The following is a 14,889-nucleotide window of genomic DNA, read 5'->3' as shown; positions in this document are numbered from 1 at the left end:
GGAGCTGGAGAAGCAGGCGGGGCAGTTTGTGCTGCCGGCACGAAGAGAGCGAAGTTACCCTCGCTGCGTGAAGCCAAGACCACAGAAGTACAGTGTGAAAAAAGCCAATAAAAACAATGCCAGTCAGGCTTAACTGACTGGCATTAACCCTCGGGTAACCCTTTTCGTTTGCATCCCAAGGCAACCCCTCAATAGAGGCAGAGCCTGCGCCAGGGGCCCGTCACCTCGCACAGGCCCGTCTCCTCGGTCGGCTCCCAACCGAGCCGGCGATAGAAGGCGATGGCCGTGGTGTTATGGACGGCCACCTTGAGAGAGACGGGCCTTGGCAGCTCGGCCAGCGCCCGCTCCAGCAGGGCTCGTCCCATCCCCTGCCCATGCCAGTCGGCGGAGACATAGAGGTGATGGACGAAGCGCTCCGGTGCCCAGACGGCGATGAAACCGCAGGGGCTGCCCCCCTGCTCCGCGACCCAGACCCGCTCGCCACGGGTCTGCTCGGCAAAATCCGCCAACGCAAATTGCGAAGGCTCTACCCAGTGAAACGTCTGGCGACGCCCCTTTTGAAACAGATGGGACAAGGGTGTCACATCCGCCTGTGTCATGGCTCTGATCATCGGCCTCTCTCCCTCCCATCACACTCTGCAACGTGCCGTCAGCCATCCGCTTACCCCAGCTGAGTGACAGGATCCGTGTCACCCCGCATCCGCTGCTGTTAATTTGAACAACGGGCGGGCTATACTGCCCGGGTCCCGCCTACGGATAAGTGAGGTTGACCGACCATGGATAACAAGCAGATTGAAGGTAACATCTTTATTCCGGCCCACCTAGACGATGTCTGGCATGCCTGGACCACGGAGAGCGGGCTGCGCAGCTTCCTCGCCCCCGAGTGTCTGGTGGTGGCCGAGCCCAATGGCCCGTTTGAAATCTATTTTCGCCCCGATGCTCCCCTTGGCGAGCGCGGCAGCGAAGGGTGCCGGGTCATGGCCGTCATGCCCCATGACCTGCTCAGTTTTAGCTGGAACTTCCCCCCCCACCTGCCCCACGTGCGTCAGCAGAAGACCCAGGTCAGCCTGCGCTTCGTGCCCGAAGGCCAGGGCACCCGCCTCCATCTGCTGCAAACCGGCTGGGCCAACGACCCGGACTGGGACGAAGGTTATGCCTACTTTCGCCGCGAATGGCTGGAAACCGTGCTGCCCCGCCTGCAATACCGCTTCACCCACGGCCCCATCGACTGGCACAACCCCCCCAGCGGCCAGCAGCTCAAGTCCCTGGCGCAATAAAGCCGCCGCTCTTGCAGTCAACAACACCGCCCAACGGGCGGTGTTTTTCAGATCGTCAGACAACTTTTGACTTGCCCTCCCCCGCGAACATCCGCGGCTTGACCCTCAGCGTCCTCAATGGAGTGATTGAAAGAATTTAGGGAGAATTTAGGACACCCACCTTTTTGAGCACCGCGTTCAAGCCCCGGCGTCTTGGGACACCCACCTTTTTGAGCGTTGGGACACCCACCTTTTTGAGCGCCGGGTTCAAGCCCGGTTCGCCGCAACCGCCTTGAGAAAACCATCAAAAAACCAAGGCGAGAATTTAGGACACCCACCTTTTTGAGTGCCGCGTTCAAGCCCGATTCGCCGCAATCACCTTGAGAAACCATGCAAAAACCAAGGCCACTCCGAGGTGGCCTTGATGTTTGGGGGAACATCTCGGTGGGGGAACATCTTGGGACACCCACCTTTTTGAGCACCGGGTTCAAGCCCGGTTCGCCGCAACCGCCTTGAGAAAACCATCAAAAAACCAAGGCCACCCCGGGGTGGCCTTGGTTGTTGGGTAGCCAAAGAAGAGCCGGCTTACACCCCCAAGCGGTCGCGCAGGGTGTACCAGGCGGCGGCGGTGAAGGGGATGCGGAACAGACGCCCCCCCGGGAAGGGGGAGTGGGGGAGCTTCGCGAAGGCAGAAAATTTGGGACACCCACCTTTTTGAGCGCCGGGTTCAAGCCCGATTCGCCGTAACTGCCTTGAGAAACCATCAAAAAATCAAGGCCACTCCGAGGTGGCCTTGATGTTTGGGTACCCGAAGGGGAACCGGCTTATACCCCCAGGCGGTCGCGCAGGGTGTACCAGGCGGCGCCGGCGGCGGTGAAGGGGATACGAAACAGGCGGCCGCCGGGGAAGGGGTAGTGGGGGAGCTTCGCGAAGGCATCGAAGCGCTCCGCCTGGCCGCTCAGCACCTCGGAGAGCAGCTTGCCCGCCAGATGGGTACAGGTCACGCCGTGGCCGCTGTAGCCCTGCATGTAGTAGATGTTGTGGCCGATGCGGCCAAACTGGGGCAGGCGCGACAGGGTGAGCAGGAAGTTGCCGGTCCAGGTGTACTCCACCTTGACGTCCGCCAGTTGCGGAAAGGTTTTCAGCATCTTGGGGATGATCAGCCGCGCTATGTCCGCCGGATCCCGCGCCCCGTAAACCACGCCACCGCCATAGAGCAGGCGGTGATCGCCTGTGGTGCGGTAGTAATCGAGCAGGTAGTTGCAATCCTCCAGGCAGTAGTTTTGCGGCAGCAGGGCGCGGGCCCGCTCCTCCCCCAGCACCTCGGTGGCGATCACCTGGGTGCCGCAGGGCATGCTCTTGCCGGCGAGCTCGGGCACCAGGTTGCCGAGATAGGCGTTGCCGGCCACCACCACGAAACGCGCCTTGACCGCCCCCTTGGCGGTTTTCACCAGGGCACTCTGGCCCGGGGTGATGCTGGTGACGGCGGACTGCTCGAAGATCTTGCCCCCCTGCATGCGGATGGCTTCCGCCTCCCCCAGCGCCAGGTTGAGGGGGTGAATGTGGCCGCCACGCTTGTCGAGCAGGGCGCCGACGTAGCGATCGCTCGCCACCACCTCGCGCACCCCCTTGGCATCGAGCAGTTCCAGCTGGTCGTTGCCCCACCGCTGCCAGCGGGTGTATTGGGCCTTGAGTTCGTGCAGCTGCTTCTCGGTCTCGGCGGCGAAGACCCCGCCCTGCTGCAGATCGCACTGGATGTTGTAGCGCTGGATGCGCTCGCGGATGATGTCGCCCCCCTCAAACAGCATGGAGCCGAGCAGCCTGGCCTGATCCGGCGGGCAGCTCGCCTCTATGGTGTCGATGTCGCGGCTGTAGGAGTTGACTATCTGGCCGCCGTTGCGGCCACTGGCGCCAAAGCCGACCCTGGCCGCCTCCAGCACCACCACCTTGTAGCCCTTCTCCACCAGGTGCAGGGCGCTGGAGAGGCCGGTGTAACCCGCCCCTATGACACAGACATCGCATTCGATCTGCTCATCCAGGGTGGGGAAAGGCGCATGCTGGTTGGCGCTGGCGGCGTAGTAACTCTTCACATGTTCGGTCATGATCCCTCTATCCTCACACGGCTTGACTTGATGAGTGGCGAGAAGGGCCTTGCCTGGCCGCTTCCCGGGGGCAGCAGGGGCACCGAGCGAACGAGGCCAATCACCCAGCCCGTTCATTATTTTGCACACCCAAGCCCGCAATTGATGTCCCTGGCACCACTTCTAGCACGCCATCACCGCCCCGGGCAACCGCATTTAACACTTGAAAAACAAAACGGCGGCCATTATGGTCATCCAGTGCTTATTATTCTATACAGCCTGATGTCCCGGACAGGGCCCTGCGCCCCGGCCGGGATCTCCTGAATCCACCGCCGAGGCCCCCATGTCACACACAGCCCAGCTCGCCCCCCTGACTCACTCCCTTGCCTATATAGATGGTCGCTGGTGTCAGGCCCACAGCGGCCGCCAGTTCGAGGTCAGCAACCCCGCCACCGGGGAGCTCATCACCCGGGTGCCGGACATGGACGGCGCCGATGCCCAGGCCGCCATCGAGGCGGCCCACGCCGCCCAGCCGGCCTGGGCCGCCCTCACCGCCAAGGAGCGCGGCGCCAGGCTCAGCCGCTGGTATGAGCTCATCATGGCGCACCAGGATGAGCTGGCACGCCTGATGACCCGGGAGCAGGGCAAGCCCCTGGCCGAGGCCAAGGGGGAGGTCGCCTACGGCGCCAGCTTCATCCAGTGGTTCGCCGAGGAGGGCAAGCGCGCCTATGGCCGCACCATTCCCGGCTTCAGCGGCGACCGCCGTCTGGCCACCATCAAGCAGCCGGTCGGGGTGGTGGCGGCCATCACCCCCTGGAACTTCCCCATCGCCATGATCACCCGCAAGGCGGGCCCGGCGCTGGCCGCCGGTTGCACCATCGTCATCAAGCCTGCCACCGAGACCCCCCTGTGCGCCCTGGCCCTGGCCGAGCTGGCCGAGCAGGCCGGGATCCCGGCCGGGGTGATCAACATAGTCACCTCCCATCAGGCCGCCGCCGTGGGGGACGAGCTCTGCGCCAATCCCCTGGTGCGCAAGCTCTCCTTCACCGGCTCCACCCGCATCGGCAAGCTGTTGATGCGCCAGTGCGCCGACACCATGAAGCGGCTCTCCCTCGAGCTCGGCGGCAATGCCCCCTTCATCGTGTTCGACGATGCGGATCTCGACGCCGCCGTGGCGGGGGCCCTGGCCTCCAAGTACCGCAACGCCGGTCAGACCTGCGTCTGTGCCAACCGCATCCTGGTGCAATCTTCCGTCTACGACGCCTTCGCCGCCAGGCTGGCCGATGCCGTGCGCGCCTTCAAGGTGGGGGACGGCCTTGGCGAAGGCACCCAGATTGGGCCCCTCATCAATCAGGCGGCCGCCGACAAGGTCGCCAACCTGGTGGATCAGGCCAGGGCCGCCGGGGCACAAGTGCTGGTCGGCGGCGAGGCCCATGACGCCGGTCCCCTCTTCTACCGCCCGACCATCTTGGCCGAGGTCAGGGGCGACAACCCCATACTGCAGGAGGAGATCTTCGGCCCGGTCGCGCCCCTGGTGCGCTTTGAGACCGAGGACGAGGCCATCGCCCTGGCCAACGACACCCCCTATGGGCTGGCGGCCTACTTCTATGGCCGCGACATCGCCCGGGTGTGGCGGGTCGCCGAGCGCCTCGAATACGGCATGGTCGGCATCAACGAGGGGATCATCTCCACCGAACTGGCCCCCTTTGGCGGCATCAAGGAGTCGGGGCTGGGGCGGGAAGGGGCGGCCGAAGGGCTCGACGAGTACCTGGAAACCAAGTATCTCTGCTTCGGCTCGATTGCATAAAAACACAAATAAAGAGACATTAAATTCAATCTCGTGGCGACCATTCGCCGACAAGAGCGGACAACACCAAGGACGGGGGCCGGCATGCAGCCTGCCGGCCCAGGTTTAGCCGGGGCAAGCCCCGCAGGGAGACATTCAGATGAGTAACCAATCCTGGCAGGCGCGCCGCGAAGCGGCCGTGGTCAATGGCGTCGGCACCCTGATGCCGGTCTTTATCGACAAGGCGCACAACGCCGAGCTGTGGGATGTGGAGGGCAACCGCTACATCGACTTTGCCTCCGGCATCGCCGTGCTCAACACCGGCCACAACCACCCCAAGGTGGTGGCGGCGGTGCGTGAACAGCTGGAAAAATTCAGCCACACCTGTTTTCAGGTGACCCCCTACCCCGGCTATATCGAGCTGGCCGAGAGGCTCAATGCCCTGGTGCCCGGCCCCAGCCCCAAGCGCACCCTGTTTCTCTCCACCGGCGCCGAGGCGGTGGAGAACGCCATCAAGATTGCCCGCGCCCACACCGGCCGCAGCGGCACCATCGCCTTCAAGGGGGGCTTTCACGGCCGCACCATGATGGGGATGGCGCTCACCGGCAAGGTGGTGCCCTACAAGACTGGTTTCGGCCCCTTCCCGGGGGAGGTCTATCACCTGCCCTTCCCGAGCGAGTACCTGGGGGTGAGCGAGGCCGACGCCCTGGGGGCGCTGGACCTCTGCTTCAGCGCCGACATAGAGCCCGGCCGCGTGGCCGCCATCATCATAGAGCCGGTGCAGGGTGAGGGGGGCTTCTATGTCGCCTCCCCCAGCTTCCTGCAAGCCTTGCGCAAGATCTGCGACCAGCACGGCATCCTGCTCATCTGCGACGAGATCCAGAGCGGGTTTTGTCGCACCGGCAAGACCTTCGCCACCGAGTACAGCGGCATCGAGCCCGACATCATGACGCTGGCCAAGAGCCTGGCGGGCGGTTTCCCGCTCTCCGCCGTGGTGGGCAAGGCGGCGGTGATGAATGCCGCCAAGCCGGGGGGCCTCGGCGGCACCTATGCCGGCTCCCCCATCGCCTGCGCCGCCGCCCTGGCGGTACTGGACGTCATCGAGCAAGAGCAGCTCAACCAGCGGGCCCTGGCCCAGGGGGAGCAGCTCAAGGGGCGGCTGCACCAGCTGGCCGAGCGGTTCGACTGCATCGGCGACATCCGCGGTCCCGGGGCCATGGTGGCCATGGAACTGGTCAAGGGGCGCGACGCCGGCCAGCCCGATCCCGAACTCACCAAACGGCTGGTGGCCGAGGCGGGCAAACGGGGACTGGTGCTGCTCTCGTGCGGGGTGCGCGCCAACGTCATCCGCTTCCTGGCGCCCCTCACCGCCGCCCCGGCACTGATCGACGAGGGACTGGACGCCCTGGAGCAGGCCCTGGCCGCCGCCCTGGCATAAGCCAGGCCCTGGACCCGGCGCTCGACTGAGTATTTGCCCCAGGGCAAGTCTCTGAGCGCAAAGTGGATATATCCATTATCCCGGGCGACCATGGCTTGTCATCCCCCCGCATCTGGGGCAAAATGCGCGCCGCTAAAATAACCGACTTGGTTGCCAAGTCGGTTATTTCATTTTGTTGTTTTATCACCAATCCGAGGCCGGGCCTTTTTCCCGGAAATGATACCCGGGGTCGCACGCACAGATGGCGCGAACCCACCCATGAATTTATGCCGCTATGAGGAACAAGATGGGGCTCTCTTTCACTTCGTCTCCGCTCGCCGGAGTCCGTCTTGGCAACACGATTGCCAGCGTCCGCACCACTCCCGTGAGTGGCTGCCCGTTCAGCCCCCTGGCGTCTCGCCATGGCAGTGCCCTCGTGGCCGTGCGGGAGGTGTGCTGATGTCCAACGCTCCTGTTCGCCTCAAGAAGAGCCTCAAGCTGTGGCAGGTCGTGGTCATCGGCCTCGCCTACCTGACCCCCATGGCGGTGTTTGACACCTTCGCCATGGTCTCCGACATCACCAGCGGCCATGTCGCCACCTCCTATCTGCTGGCCCTGGCCGGGATCCTGTTCACCGCGTTCAGCTACGGCCACCTGGTGCGCAAGTATCCCTCCGCCGGATCCGCCTACACCTATGCCCAGAAGACCTTCCACCCCTATGTGGGCTTCATGGTGGGCTGGTCCTCCCTGCTCGACTATATGTTCATGCCGATGATCAACATGCTGCTGGCCAAGATCTATCTGACCGCCATGTTCCCCGGGGTGGAGCCCTGGATCTTCATCTTCGGCCTGGTGAGCGTGATGACCCTGCTCAACCTGCGGGGCATCAACCTGGTGGCCAACTTCAACGGCCTGATCGTGCTGGTGCAGGTGGCCATCATACTGGTGTTCCTGGCCCTGATGGCCCATGCCGTCTACTTCGGCGAAGGGGAAGGCACTGTGCTGAGCAGCCGTCCCTTCTACTCGGATCACACCGCACTGCTGCCGCTCTTTACCGGCGCCACCATCCTCTGCTTCTCCTTCCTGGGGTTCGACGGCCTGAGCTCCCTCAGTGAGGAGACCCCCAATGCCGGCAAGGTGATCCCCCGCGCCATCGTGCTGACCGCCCTCATCGGCGGCATCATCTTCGTGCTGGTCTCCTACTTCCTGCAGCTCTACTTCCCGGACATCTCCCGCTTCAAGGAGCCCGATGCCGTGCTGCCGGAGATCGCCCTCTACGTGGGCGGCAAGCTGTTCCAGAGCGTGGTGCTGGTCAGCACCACTGTGGCCGTGCTGGCCTCCGGCATGGCGGCCCACGCCGGGGTGTCGCGCATCCTCTACGTGATGGGGCGGGATCGCATGATCCCGGAGCGGGTGTTTGGCTATGTCCATCCCACCTGGCGCACACCGGCCATCAACGTGCTGCTGGTGGGGGCCCTGGCGCTCTCCGCCGTCTCCTTCGATCTGGACGTGGCCCTGGCCCTGGTCAACTTCGGTGCCCTGGTGGCCTTCACCTTCGTCAACCTGTCGGTGATCGCCCAGTTCTGGGTGCGCGAGCGGCGCAACAAGTGCCTCAAGGATCACCTGATCTACCTGCTGCTGCCCCTGCTGGGCGCCGCCACCCTGGGGGCCCTGTGGATCAACCTGGAGCAGAGCTCCCTGGAGCTGGGCCTCATCTGGGCTGGCCTTGGCGTCACCTATCTGCTGCTGCGTCTGGCGGTGTTTCGCATCCCCTTCCGTCAGTACGAGGAAGCGACGGACGCCTGAGACCGCGACACGCCATCAAACAGAAGGGGAGCCATGGCTCCCCTTCTCGCATCTAACTCAAGGCCCGGTACGGGCGGGCGATCAATGCTGGTTGACCACCGCAGTGGCGGCCGCCTTGACCGGATCCTTCGCCACCGCCTTGACGTCCTTCTGGGTCTGCTTGAGCTGCTGACCAGTCTGGTTGACCTTGTTCTGGGTCGCCTTCAGATCGTTCTTGCTCTCCTTGAGGCCGGCAGTCTTCTTGTCCAGCACGTCCGTGGTGTTCTTCTTCACTTCCTTCTTGGCTTTGTCTTTCTGCTGGCTCACCAGCTTGTCGGTGTCGCAACGGCCCTTGACACCCACGGCCGCATTGAGGGCCTCGTTCTTGACAGCCTTGTCGAGGGTGCACTCGGATTTGAGCAGGCTGGCTTGCGCGCCGGCAGACAGCAGCCCCAGGGAAAGACACAGAACCCATGTACGCATAACATCACTCTCGTAGAAGAAGGGGAGGGAGTGGCAGGATATAACGCAACCTCTCGAATGCAAGTCCGGCGTGGGGTACCCCCGCAAATGAGGCAATAATGACACCGGCTCCGACACTTTTTGTCCGTTGGCGATGCCAAATAAACGCTGTCATCAAACCATCACAAAAGCGTCACTTTGTCATATTTCTGTCATGGAGCCTTGCTTAAATGCGCGGGTCTACTTCAACCCAGAACGGTATTACCGTCCCCAAGAGGCGATATGCAACAGACGCAATCCTTGCCACAGCCGCGCACTTCCACCCACAAGGCGCTGTTCAACTGGCTCACCGTGATCGCACTGGTTTACACCATACTGGTGGCCGTTGGCGCCGTCTCCCACGGCTTCAAGGGCTTCTCAGGCGGTGCCGAAGGGGCGGCCCAGATCTTCGCCTTCGCCAACAATCCCTTCGTCGCCCTCTTGCTCGGCATCCTGGCCACCGCCCTGGTGCAATCGTCCAGTACCGTCACCTCGGTGATCGTCGGCCTGGTGGCCGGTGGCCTGCCGATGGCCATGGCGGTGCCCATGATCATGGGTGCCAACCTCGGCACCACCATCACCAACACCATCGTCTCCCTGGGCCATATCCGCGACAGAACCGAGTTCCGTCGCGCCTTCGCCGCCGCCACCGTCCATGACTTCTTCAATCTGATGGCGGTCTTCATCTTCCTGCCCCTGGAGCTGATGTTCGGCCTGCTGCAACACTGCGCCGAGGCCCTCTCCCATCTGCTGGTCGGCTCCACCGACATGTCGATGAAGGGGGTGGACTTCATGAAGCCGCTGACGGCACCGGCCATGGATCTCATCGATGGCGCCGTCGCCTTCCTGCCCGGCAAGGGGCCCGCCCTGGCCACCATCGTCATCGGCATCCTGCTGATCCTGGGCTCGGTCACCTACCTGGGCAAGGTGCTGCAAAAGGTGCTGGTCGGCCGTGCCAAGGCGCTGCTGCACAAGGCACTGGGCCGCGGCCCCCTCACCGGCATCGCCTCCGGCACCCTGGTCACCATCATGGTGCAGTCCTCCTCCACCACCACCAGCCTGATGATCCCCCTGGCGGGAGGCGGCGTCTTCACCACGCGCCAGCTCTACCCCTTCACCCTGGGCGCCAACATAGGCACCACCATCACGGCCCTGCTGGCGGCCACCGCCATCGGCGGCAGCGGCGCCGAACTGGCGCTGACCATCGCCCTGGTCCATGTGCTGTTCAACCTGTTTGCCGTGGCGCTCATCTATGGGGTGCCCTTCCTGCGCGAACTGCCCCTCAAGGCCGCCGAGTGGCTGGCCCGGGTCGGCAGCGAGAACAAGATGCTGGCCCTGGGTTACGTCGGCGGCCTCTTCTTCGCCTTGCCCGCCCTCATGATGATGGCCAGCAGATAATGGCGTAGTCGGGAATGAGGTAATCGGAAATGGACTGCCCCCTTGCATGCCCTGCCCCATCTCGATGATGGCCAGCAGATAAGGACCTAGCCGGGAATGGGTTGCCCCCTTGCTTGCCCTGCCCCATCTCGATGATGGCCAGCAGATAAGGACCTAGCCGGGAATGGGTTGCCCCCTTGCTTGCCCTGCCCCATCTCGATGATGGCCAGCAGATAAGGACATGCCGGGTATAGGGTTGCCCCCTTGCCTGCCCTGCCCCACCTTGATGCTGATCGTGGGAGAGCATCCCCCGGGGGAGCGAACAACCCATTCGCTCCCCTTTGCCAACCCTGTCACGGCCCTGATGATGCCCGGCTGCTCATGGCATGCCGAGGAGTGAACGCATCGTTCACCCCCTCTTTGCCAGCCCTGTCACGGCCCTGATGATGCCCGGCTGATCATGGCATGCCGAGGAGTGAACGCGTCGTTCACTCCCCTTTACCAGCCCTGTCACATCTGGCGCCGCCCGGCTCGCCCTTCGCCCCCGGCTGGGATAAGATGCCCAGTTCATGGCACCCGTTCTCATTTCACTTGAGGGAAACCCGATGAAGTTCATTTTGATCGCCATCCTGATCGCCCTGGCGGTCTTCTATTTCTACTCCAGCAGCAACAACAAGAAGCTGGCCGAGGAGAACATCCGCGCCGGCGATCTCTTCCTCGCCGAGAACAAGAGCAAGGCGGGAATAGTGACCACGGAGTCCGGCCTGCAATATCAGGTGCTGACCCCGGGCCAGGGCGGCATGCACCCGAGCGCCACCAGCAAGGTCAAGGTGCACTATGAAGGCAAGCTGATGGACGGCACCGTGTTTGACAGCTCCATCGCCCGGGGCGAGCCCATCGAGTTTGGCCTCAACCAGGTGATCTCGGGCTGGACCGAAGGGGTGCAGCTGATGACGGTGGGCGAGAAGGTTCGCTTCTTCATCCCGGCCAGGCTGGGCTACGGCAATCGGGCCGCCGGCAAGATCCCGCCCGGCTCCCTGCTGATCTTCGAAGTGGAGCTGCTCGCCATCCAATAAGCGAGCCCCGTCATCCCCAAGGCCAGCCCAGTGCTGGCCTTGTCGTCCCTGCCATGCCATGCCATGCCATCGCCACTATCAATCAAGAGTGAACAGTGCTTTCACCTATCGCTTGATTGTTAACCATTCCCCCAGGGCAGATAATGGTGCCATTGCCTCGGCCCCCCTATCTGGAGTCCCATCATGCCCACCGCTCCCGTCTGGTTCATCTCTCACGGCGCCCCCGATCTGGTGTTGCGTGACCAGCCCGCTACCCAGTTTCTCACAACATTGCGCCTCGGCGACATCAAGGGGTTGGTGGTGATCTCGGCCCACTGGTTCAGCCGCAGCGAGTTGCAAGTCAACGTCGAGCCCAACCCGGCTCTCATGTATGACTTTTACGGTTTTCCCGAGCCCCTCTACCGCATTCGCTGGCCCGCCAGCAGCCCGGGCTGGTTGCAGCAGGCGGTGAGCGACGGCCTGGCGGCGGCGGGTCTGCATGCCACGCCGGTGCGCCGGGAGCTGGATCACGGGGTCTGGTCGCCGCTCTCCTTGATGGATCCTGCCAGCGAGATGCCCCTGGTGCAGATCTCCATCCCGGCCAGCTTCACCCCGGCCCAGCTGTGGCGCCTGGGCGAAGCCCTGCAGGGCCTGCGCGCCCAGGGGATCGGCATCCTGGCCTCGGGGGCCATCACCCATAACCTGGGGGCCCTGGGGCCAGATGGCTCGCCGCCCCCGCCCTGGGCCAAGGCGTTCGTCGACTGGCTGGAGCAGGCCATGGCACGGGGCGATCGCCCCGCCCTGGAGGATTACCGGGCCCGCGCCCCGGGAGCCGTCTCCTCCCATCCCCATGACGATCACCTGCGCCCGCTGTTCGTGGCGCTCGGCGCGGCGGCCATGGACAGGCCAACCCGGCTGCACCAGAGCTGGGACTATGGCAGCCTCTATATGGGATCCTACCGCTTCGGCCAGGGGTGAGGATGATGGATGGTGCGGCGCCATGAGGGTTCACGCCCATCGCCAACAAAAAGTAGGAGGGGCCAAGGCCCCTCCTGCTCGTGATGCTTCCCGCCCGTCAGCAGATGAGCTCAGCCCGCATCGTCAGCTGCTCGGCGAGGCGGTGGCCGTGCAGGTAGCTCTCGATCAGGGCACCATCGGCCCTGCCACTCTCTATCTGCTGATACCAATGGGCCAGCATGGCGGCAAAGCCGCGGCTCGCCAGCACCGGCTGCCAGTCGTCCGGCGTCAGGGTCTGCACGGTTTTATCCCGGGCCAGGGTACCCCGGGTGCAGTTTTCCAGATGGAGCGACAGGTTGTCGCCGTAGGCGTCGATGCGCTCCTCCGTGATGCCGGCGCTGCGGTTCATGCTGCCACTGATGGCGCGATCGCCGCTCTGCCAGCTCACGCTCACCCCGGCCATCAGGCTGGCATCCTGCTCGCTTCGCCTCAGCACCGCCTGCACCTCTGCGTCCGGCACACCGCCATAGAAGCAGAGGCTGTCGAGCACATGGATAAAGTCGTCAAAGATGAAATCCCGCGCCCGCCCCGGCAGGGCAAATCTGTGCTTCTGCCAGTTGAGTTCGGTGAGCGGCCGGGCTCGGGCGGCGACCAGGGCGGGCAGATAACGGCGATTGAAGCCGACAAACAGCGGGCAATCCTGTGCCAGAGCGAGGTTGGCGAGCCCCTCGGCCTCCCCCAGGTTGTCGCACAGAGGCTTGTCGACAAAGGTGGGGATCCCGGCGCGCAGGCACTGCTCGGCCAAGGTGCGGTGCACCGAGGTGGCGGCATGGATCATCACGGCATCGGGGCGGCTTGCCAGCAGGGCATCCACCTCGGTGAAACACTCGGCCACCCGATACTGGCGGGCCAGCTTATCCAATACCGATGGATTTCGGGTGCAGAGCAGCGGGATGACCCGCTCATCGCTTGCCAGCAACGGCAAATAGGCTTTCTGGGCGATATCTCCCAGACCAATCATGGCAATGCGCATATCAACTCCTGGTGATGGGGCAATGGGCGACAGAATAACATCCGATGTACGCTATTCCCCCTCTTTCGCCAACCCCTTGGCCTGCTCTCTGGCATCGAGCCATTTGCCCACTCTGGCCCCCAGCTCGGCGCAGATCAGCGCCATCACGGCGGCCCAGAGCATCTGGTTGCCATCAAAACCCGCCTGCTGCTCAAACAAGGAAGGCACCAGCAGATTGAACGCTATGATCCCAAGCAGCAGCCCAAGGCCGCTGCCCACTTTCTCTCTTCTCGATCTCGCCTTCATCGCCATCCGATTGCTCCTGCTAAAGAAGACGGAGGAGGTGTGCCTATGCGCCCTCAGCTGCCGCCGTATCCGGCAGCACAAGATAGCAAAGCCCTCCCTTGATTGGGACATCCATCTTTTTGGATAAGCCGTCACCAGGCTGGCTATCGATAACATAACGGGCAATGGGGTAAGGATGGCGGCAAAGTACTACGCCATCGTCATGTTGACACTGTCGTTACCTTGTTCGGGTAGCGATGGTTCAGGTGGAGAAGAGCAATACTATTCCCGGCACTCACTGCACGGCTGCGGTTTGATATGAAACGAAAGCAGACGATTCAACGCTGCGGCTGGTGACATCGTCGCTGGCCGCAATGGTGGGCAAATAGCTGGCAATGCGCCCTGTCCCCCACCACTCTGATCCCTTGCCGTCGAAACAGTGCCACCCGCTTCAACCAACCAGCACCATCCAGGTTCAGCCGTTGCAGTATGGGGGCGAGCCTGGCTGGAATATGGCCCTGCTTGTCTGCCCGAATGGCGCGTCCGGTCCAATCAACCAGCATCAGGTAGTCAGCGAAGGCATAGGGCAAACCATCCGGATAAGGTGTGCTTTGACCCGCAAATGGCAGCAATAGCGGAGGCAAGGCGTCGCTTGCTGGTGTTTCATCCAGACGCTGCTTGATGCTGGTGTAATCGCTCTGCTCGGGCCTGTCTGCCAGTGCCGCTCGTATCGGATTAAGGTCCACGTACGCCATGCAGGCCAGCAGGGCTGACTCGCTGAGCAGGGCCTGGCTCTTGAAGCGCCCTTCCCAGAAGTGGCCCTTGCAACCATCTTCCCGATTGGCCTGCCGCGCCAGGGTTTCATTGAGTAGCCGCACAAACCAGCTGATGGAGTGCAGCCGTTCACGCCATTGCTCTATCAGCTGTTGCACGACTGCTATTTCCGGTTCAAGCAGGGATTCCCTCTGATACCAACGCCGCACCAACAGCGGCCATTGGAACAGCGCGGCCCAGCGCTCGGCCACCTCCCGCTCGCTCCAACTGGCGGCGGTATCGGGATCCACTTTGAGTACCAGGTGATAGTGGTTGCTCATCACCGCATAAGCACAAACACCGATGGCAAACAGCCGCGACAGCTGGCCCAGCTTGTCGACCACCCATTGGCGCCGATGTTCGTAACTCTGGCCGGAATAGACATCCTCCCCGCACAGAAAAGCCCGCCGCACGCAGCGGCTGACCACGTGGTAGTAAGCTCAGAGATCCCCTCATTTTTAGAGACTCAAATAATTCCAAGTGTGCGGGTATATAAGCGGTGTTGCTTCAGGTAGTAGATAAATTTATCCATCAACAAGACCGCATTGGTTTCTTTCATTTTAG

Annotated in this window: 13 protein-coding genes; 7 read left to right on the top strand and 6 right to left on the bottom strand. The window is 63.1% G+C overall.

Annotated features, from left to right (window positions below; genetic code table 11):
• Nucleotides 1-188: 188 nt before the first annotated feature.
• Nucleotides 189-611, bottom strand: coding sequence for a GNAT family N-acetyltransferase (locus tag ACLHZ1_RS19650; protein WP_408797683.1), 423 nt, complete (start codon nucleotides 609-611; stop codon nucleotides 189-191).
• A 165-nt stretch (nucleotides 612-776) separates the two neighbouring features.
• Between ACLHZ1_RS19650 and ACLHZ1_RS19645 the strand changes: the two genes are divergently transcribed.
• Nucleotides 777-1,277 carry an SRPBCC family protein gene (locus ACLHZ1_RS19645; protein WP_041993720.1) on the top strand — a complete coding sequence of 167 codons (501 nt, stop codon included), beginning with the start codon at nucleotides 777-779 and terminating at the stop codon, nucleotides 1,275-1,277.
• A gap of 803 nt (nucleotides 1,278-2,080) precedes the next feature.
• Here the strand turns inward: ACLHZ1_RS19645 and ACLHZ1_RS19640 are convergent.
• Entirely contained in the window at nucleotides 2,081-3,358 is a 1,278-nt protein-coding gene (locus ACLHZ1_RS19640) for an NAD(P)/FAD-dependent oxidoreductase (RefSeq protein WP_427263426.1), read from the bottom strand.
• A gap of 322 nt (nucleotides 3,359-3,680) precedes the next feature.
• Between ACLHZ1_RS19640 and ACLHZ1_RS19635 the strand changes: the two genes are divergently transcribed.
• From ACLHZ1_RS19635 to ACLHZ1_RS19625, 3 genes are all read left to right on the top strand, one after another.
• Nucleotides 3,681-5,144 carry an NAD-dependent succinate-semialdehyde dehydrogenase gene (locus ACLHZ1_RS19635; RefSeq protein WP_427263425.1) on the top strand — a complete coding sequence of 488 codons (1,464 nt, stop codon included), beginning with the start codon at nucleotides 3,681-3,683 and terminating at the stop codon, nucleotides 5,142-5,144.
• Between the two features lie 139 nt (nucleotides 5,145-5,283).
• On the top strand, nucleotides 5,284-6,561 hold the full coding sequence (gene gabT, locus ACLHZ1_RS19630) for a 4-aminobutyrate--2-oxoglutarate transaminase (protein WP_427263424.1): 1,278 nt from the start codon (nucleotides 5,284-5,286) through the stop codon (nucleotides 6,559-6,561).
• Nucleotides 6,562-6,999: 438 nt separating this feature from the next.
• A complete protein-coding gene (locus tag ACLHZ1_RS19625) occupies nucleotides 7,000-8,346 on the top strand; it encodes an APC family permease (protein ID WP_427263423.1) in 1,347 nt (448 codons plus the stop codon).
• Between the two features lie 81 nt (nucleotides 8,347-8,427).
• On the opposite strand, the gene ACLHZ1_RS19620 is transcribed toward ACLHZ1_RS19625, so the two are convergent.
• Nucleotides 8,428-8,808 carry a hypothetical protein gene (locus ACLHZ1_RS19620; RefSeq protein ID WP_427263422.1) on the bottom strand — a complete coding sequence of 127 codons (381 nt, stop codon included), beginning with the start codon at nucleotides 8,806-8,808 and terminating at the stop codon, nucleotides 8,428-8,430.
• A gap of 261 nt (nucleotides 8,809-9,069) precedes the next feature.
• Here ACLHZ1_RS19620 and ACLHZ1_RS19615 point away from each other — a divergent pair, with 261 nt between their 5' ends.
• The 3 genes from ACLHZ1_RS19615 (at nucleotide 9,070) to ACLHZ1_RS19605 (ending at nucleotide 12,236) form a co-directional block, all read left to right on the top strand.
• The gene (locus ACLHZ1_RS19615; protein ID WP_427263421.1) at nucleotides 9,070-10,224 is read left to right on the top strand and encodes a Na/Pi cotransporter family protein; all 1,155 of its coding nucleotides are present in this window, start codon (nucleotides 9,070-9,072) and stop codon (nucleotides 10,222-10,224) included.
• A 584-nt stretch (nucleotides 10,225-10,808) separates the two neighbouring features.
• Nucleotides 10,809-11,279, top strand: coding sequence for an FKBP-type peptidyl-prolyl cis-trans isomerase (locus ACLHZ1_RS19610; RefSeq protein WP_427263420.1), 471 nt, complete (start codon nucleotides 10,809-10,811; stop codon nucleotides 11,277-11,279).
• A gap of 183 nt (nucleotides 11,280-11,462) precedes the next feature.
• Nucleotides 11,463-12,236: a DODA-type extradiol aromatic ring-opening family dioxygenase gene (locus tag ACLHZ1_RS19605; protein WP_427263419.1), complete on the top strand. Its 774-nt coding sequence runs from the start codon at nucleotides 11,463-11,465 to the stop codon at nucleotides 12,234-12,236.
• Between the two features lie 97 nt (nucleotides 12,237-12,333).
• Here the strand turns inward: ACLHZ1_RS19605 and ACLHZ1_RS19600 are convergent, their stop codons facing one another.
• The 3 genes from ACLHZ1_RS19600 to ACLHZ1_RS19590 all read right to left on the bottom strand — a co-directional run bounded on the left by ACLHZ1_RS19600 (nucleotide 12,334) and on the right by ACLHZ1_RS19590 (nucleotide 14,738).
• Nucleotides 12,334-13,248, bottom strand: a complete 915-nt coding sequence (locus ACLHZ1_RS19600; RefSeq protein WP_427263418.1) for a Gfo/Idh/MocA family protein — start codon at nucleotides 13,246-13,248, stop codon at nucleotides 12,334-12,336.
• A 51-nt stretch (nucleotides 13,249-13,299) separates the two neighbouring features.
• Complete coding sequence (locus tag ACLHZ1_RS19595; protein WP_427263417.1) at nucleotides 13,300-13,539, bottom strand: hypothetical protein; 240 nt, start codon at nucleotides 13,537-13,539, stop codon at nucleotides 13,300-13,302.
• A gap of 311 nt (nucleotides 13,540-13,850) precedes the next feature.
• Nucleotides 13,851-14,738 (bottom strand): transposase, encoded by an 888-nt coding sequence (locus ACLHZ1_RS19590; RefSeq protein WP_427263416.1) that lies wholly within the window; start codon nucleotides 14,736-14,738, stop codon nucleotides 13,851-13,853.
• Nucleotides 14,739-14,889: the final 151 nt, after the last annotated feature.

The organism is Aeromonas sobria, assembly GCF_050266975.1.
In the GTDB taxonomy this organism is placed as follows: domain Bacteria; phylum Pseudomonadota; class Gammaproteobacteria; order Enterobacterales; family Aeromonadaceae; genus Aeromonas; species Aeromonas sobria_B.
This window is presented reverse-complemented; position numbering and strand designations above follow the sequence as displayed.

What these genes read in the sequence shown, in the direction of transcription:
- ACLHZ1_RS19650 (WP_408797683.1), bottom strand. Translation starts at nt 611, where the DNA reads ATGATCAGAGCCATGACACAGGCGGATGTGACACCCTTGTCCCATCTG.
- ACLHZ1_RS19645 (WP_041993720.1), top strand. Translation starts at nt 777, where the DNA reads ATGGATAACAAGCAGATTGAAGGTAACATCTTTATTCCGGCCCACCTA.
- ACLHZ1_RS19640 (WP_427263426.1), bottom strand. Translation starts at nt 3,358, where the DNA reads ATGACCGAACATGTGAAGAGTTACTACGCCGCCAGCGCCAACCAGCAT.
- ACLHZ1_RS19635 (WP_427263425.1), top strand. Translation starts at nt 3,681, where the DNA reads ATGTCACACACAGCCCAGCTCGCCCCCCTGACTCACTCCCTTGCCTAT.
- gabT (WP_427263424.1), top strand. Translation starts at nt 5,284, where the DNA reads ATGAGTAACCAATCCTGGCAGGCGCGCCGCGAAGCGGCCGTGGTCAAT.
- ACLHZ1_RS19625 (WP_427263423.1), top strand. Translation starts at nt 7,000, where the DNA reads ATGTCCAACGCTCCTGTTCGCCTCAAGAAGAGCCTCAAGCTGTGGCAG.
- ACLHZ1_RS19620 (WP_427263422.1), bottom strand. Translation starts at nt 8,808, where the DNA reads ATGCGTACATGGGTTCTGTGTCTTTCCCTGGGGCTGCTGTCTGCCGGC.
- ACLHZ1_RS19615 (WP_427263421.1), top strand. Translation starts at nt 9,070, where the DNA reads ATGCAACAGACGCAATCCTTGCCACAGCCGCGCACTTCCACCCACAAG.
- ACLHZ1_RS19610 (WP_427263420.1), top strand. Translation starts at nt 10,809, where the DNA reads ATGAAGTTCATTTTGATCGCCATCCTGATCGCCCTGGCGGTCTTCTAT.
- ACLHZ1_RS19605 (WP_427263419.1), top strand. Translation starts at nt 11,463, where the DNA reads ATGCCCACCGCTCCCGTCTGGTTCATCTCTCACGGCGCCCCCGATCTG.
- ACLHZ1_RS19600 (WP_427263418.1), bottom strand. Translation starts at nt 13,248, where the DNA reads ATGCGCATTGCCATGATTGGTCTGGGAGATATCGCCCAGAAAGCCTAT.
- ACLHZ1_RS19595 (WP_427263417.1), bottom strand. Translation starts at nt 13,539, where the DNA reads ATGGCGATGAAGGCGAGATCGAGAAGAGAGAAAGTGGGCAGCGGCCTT.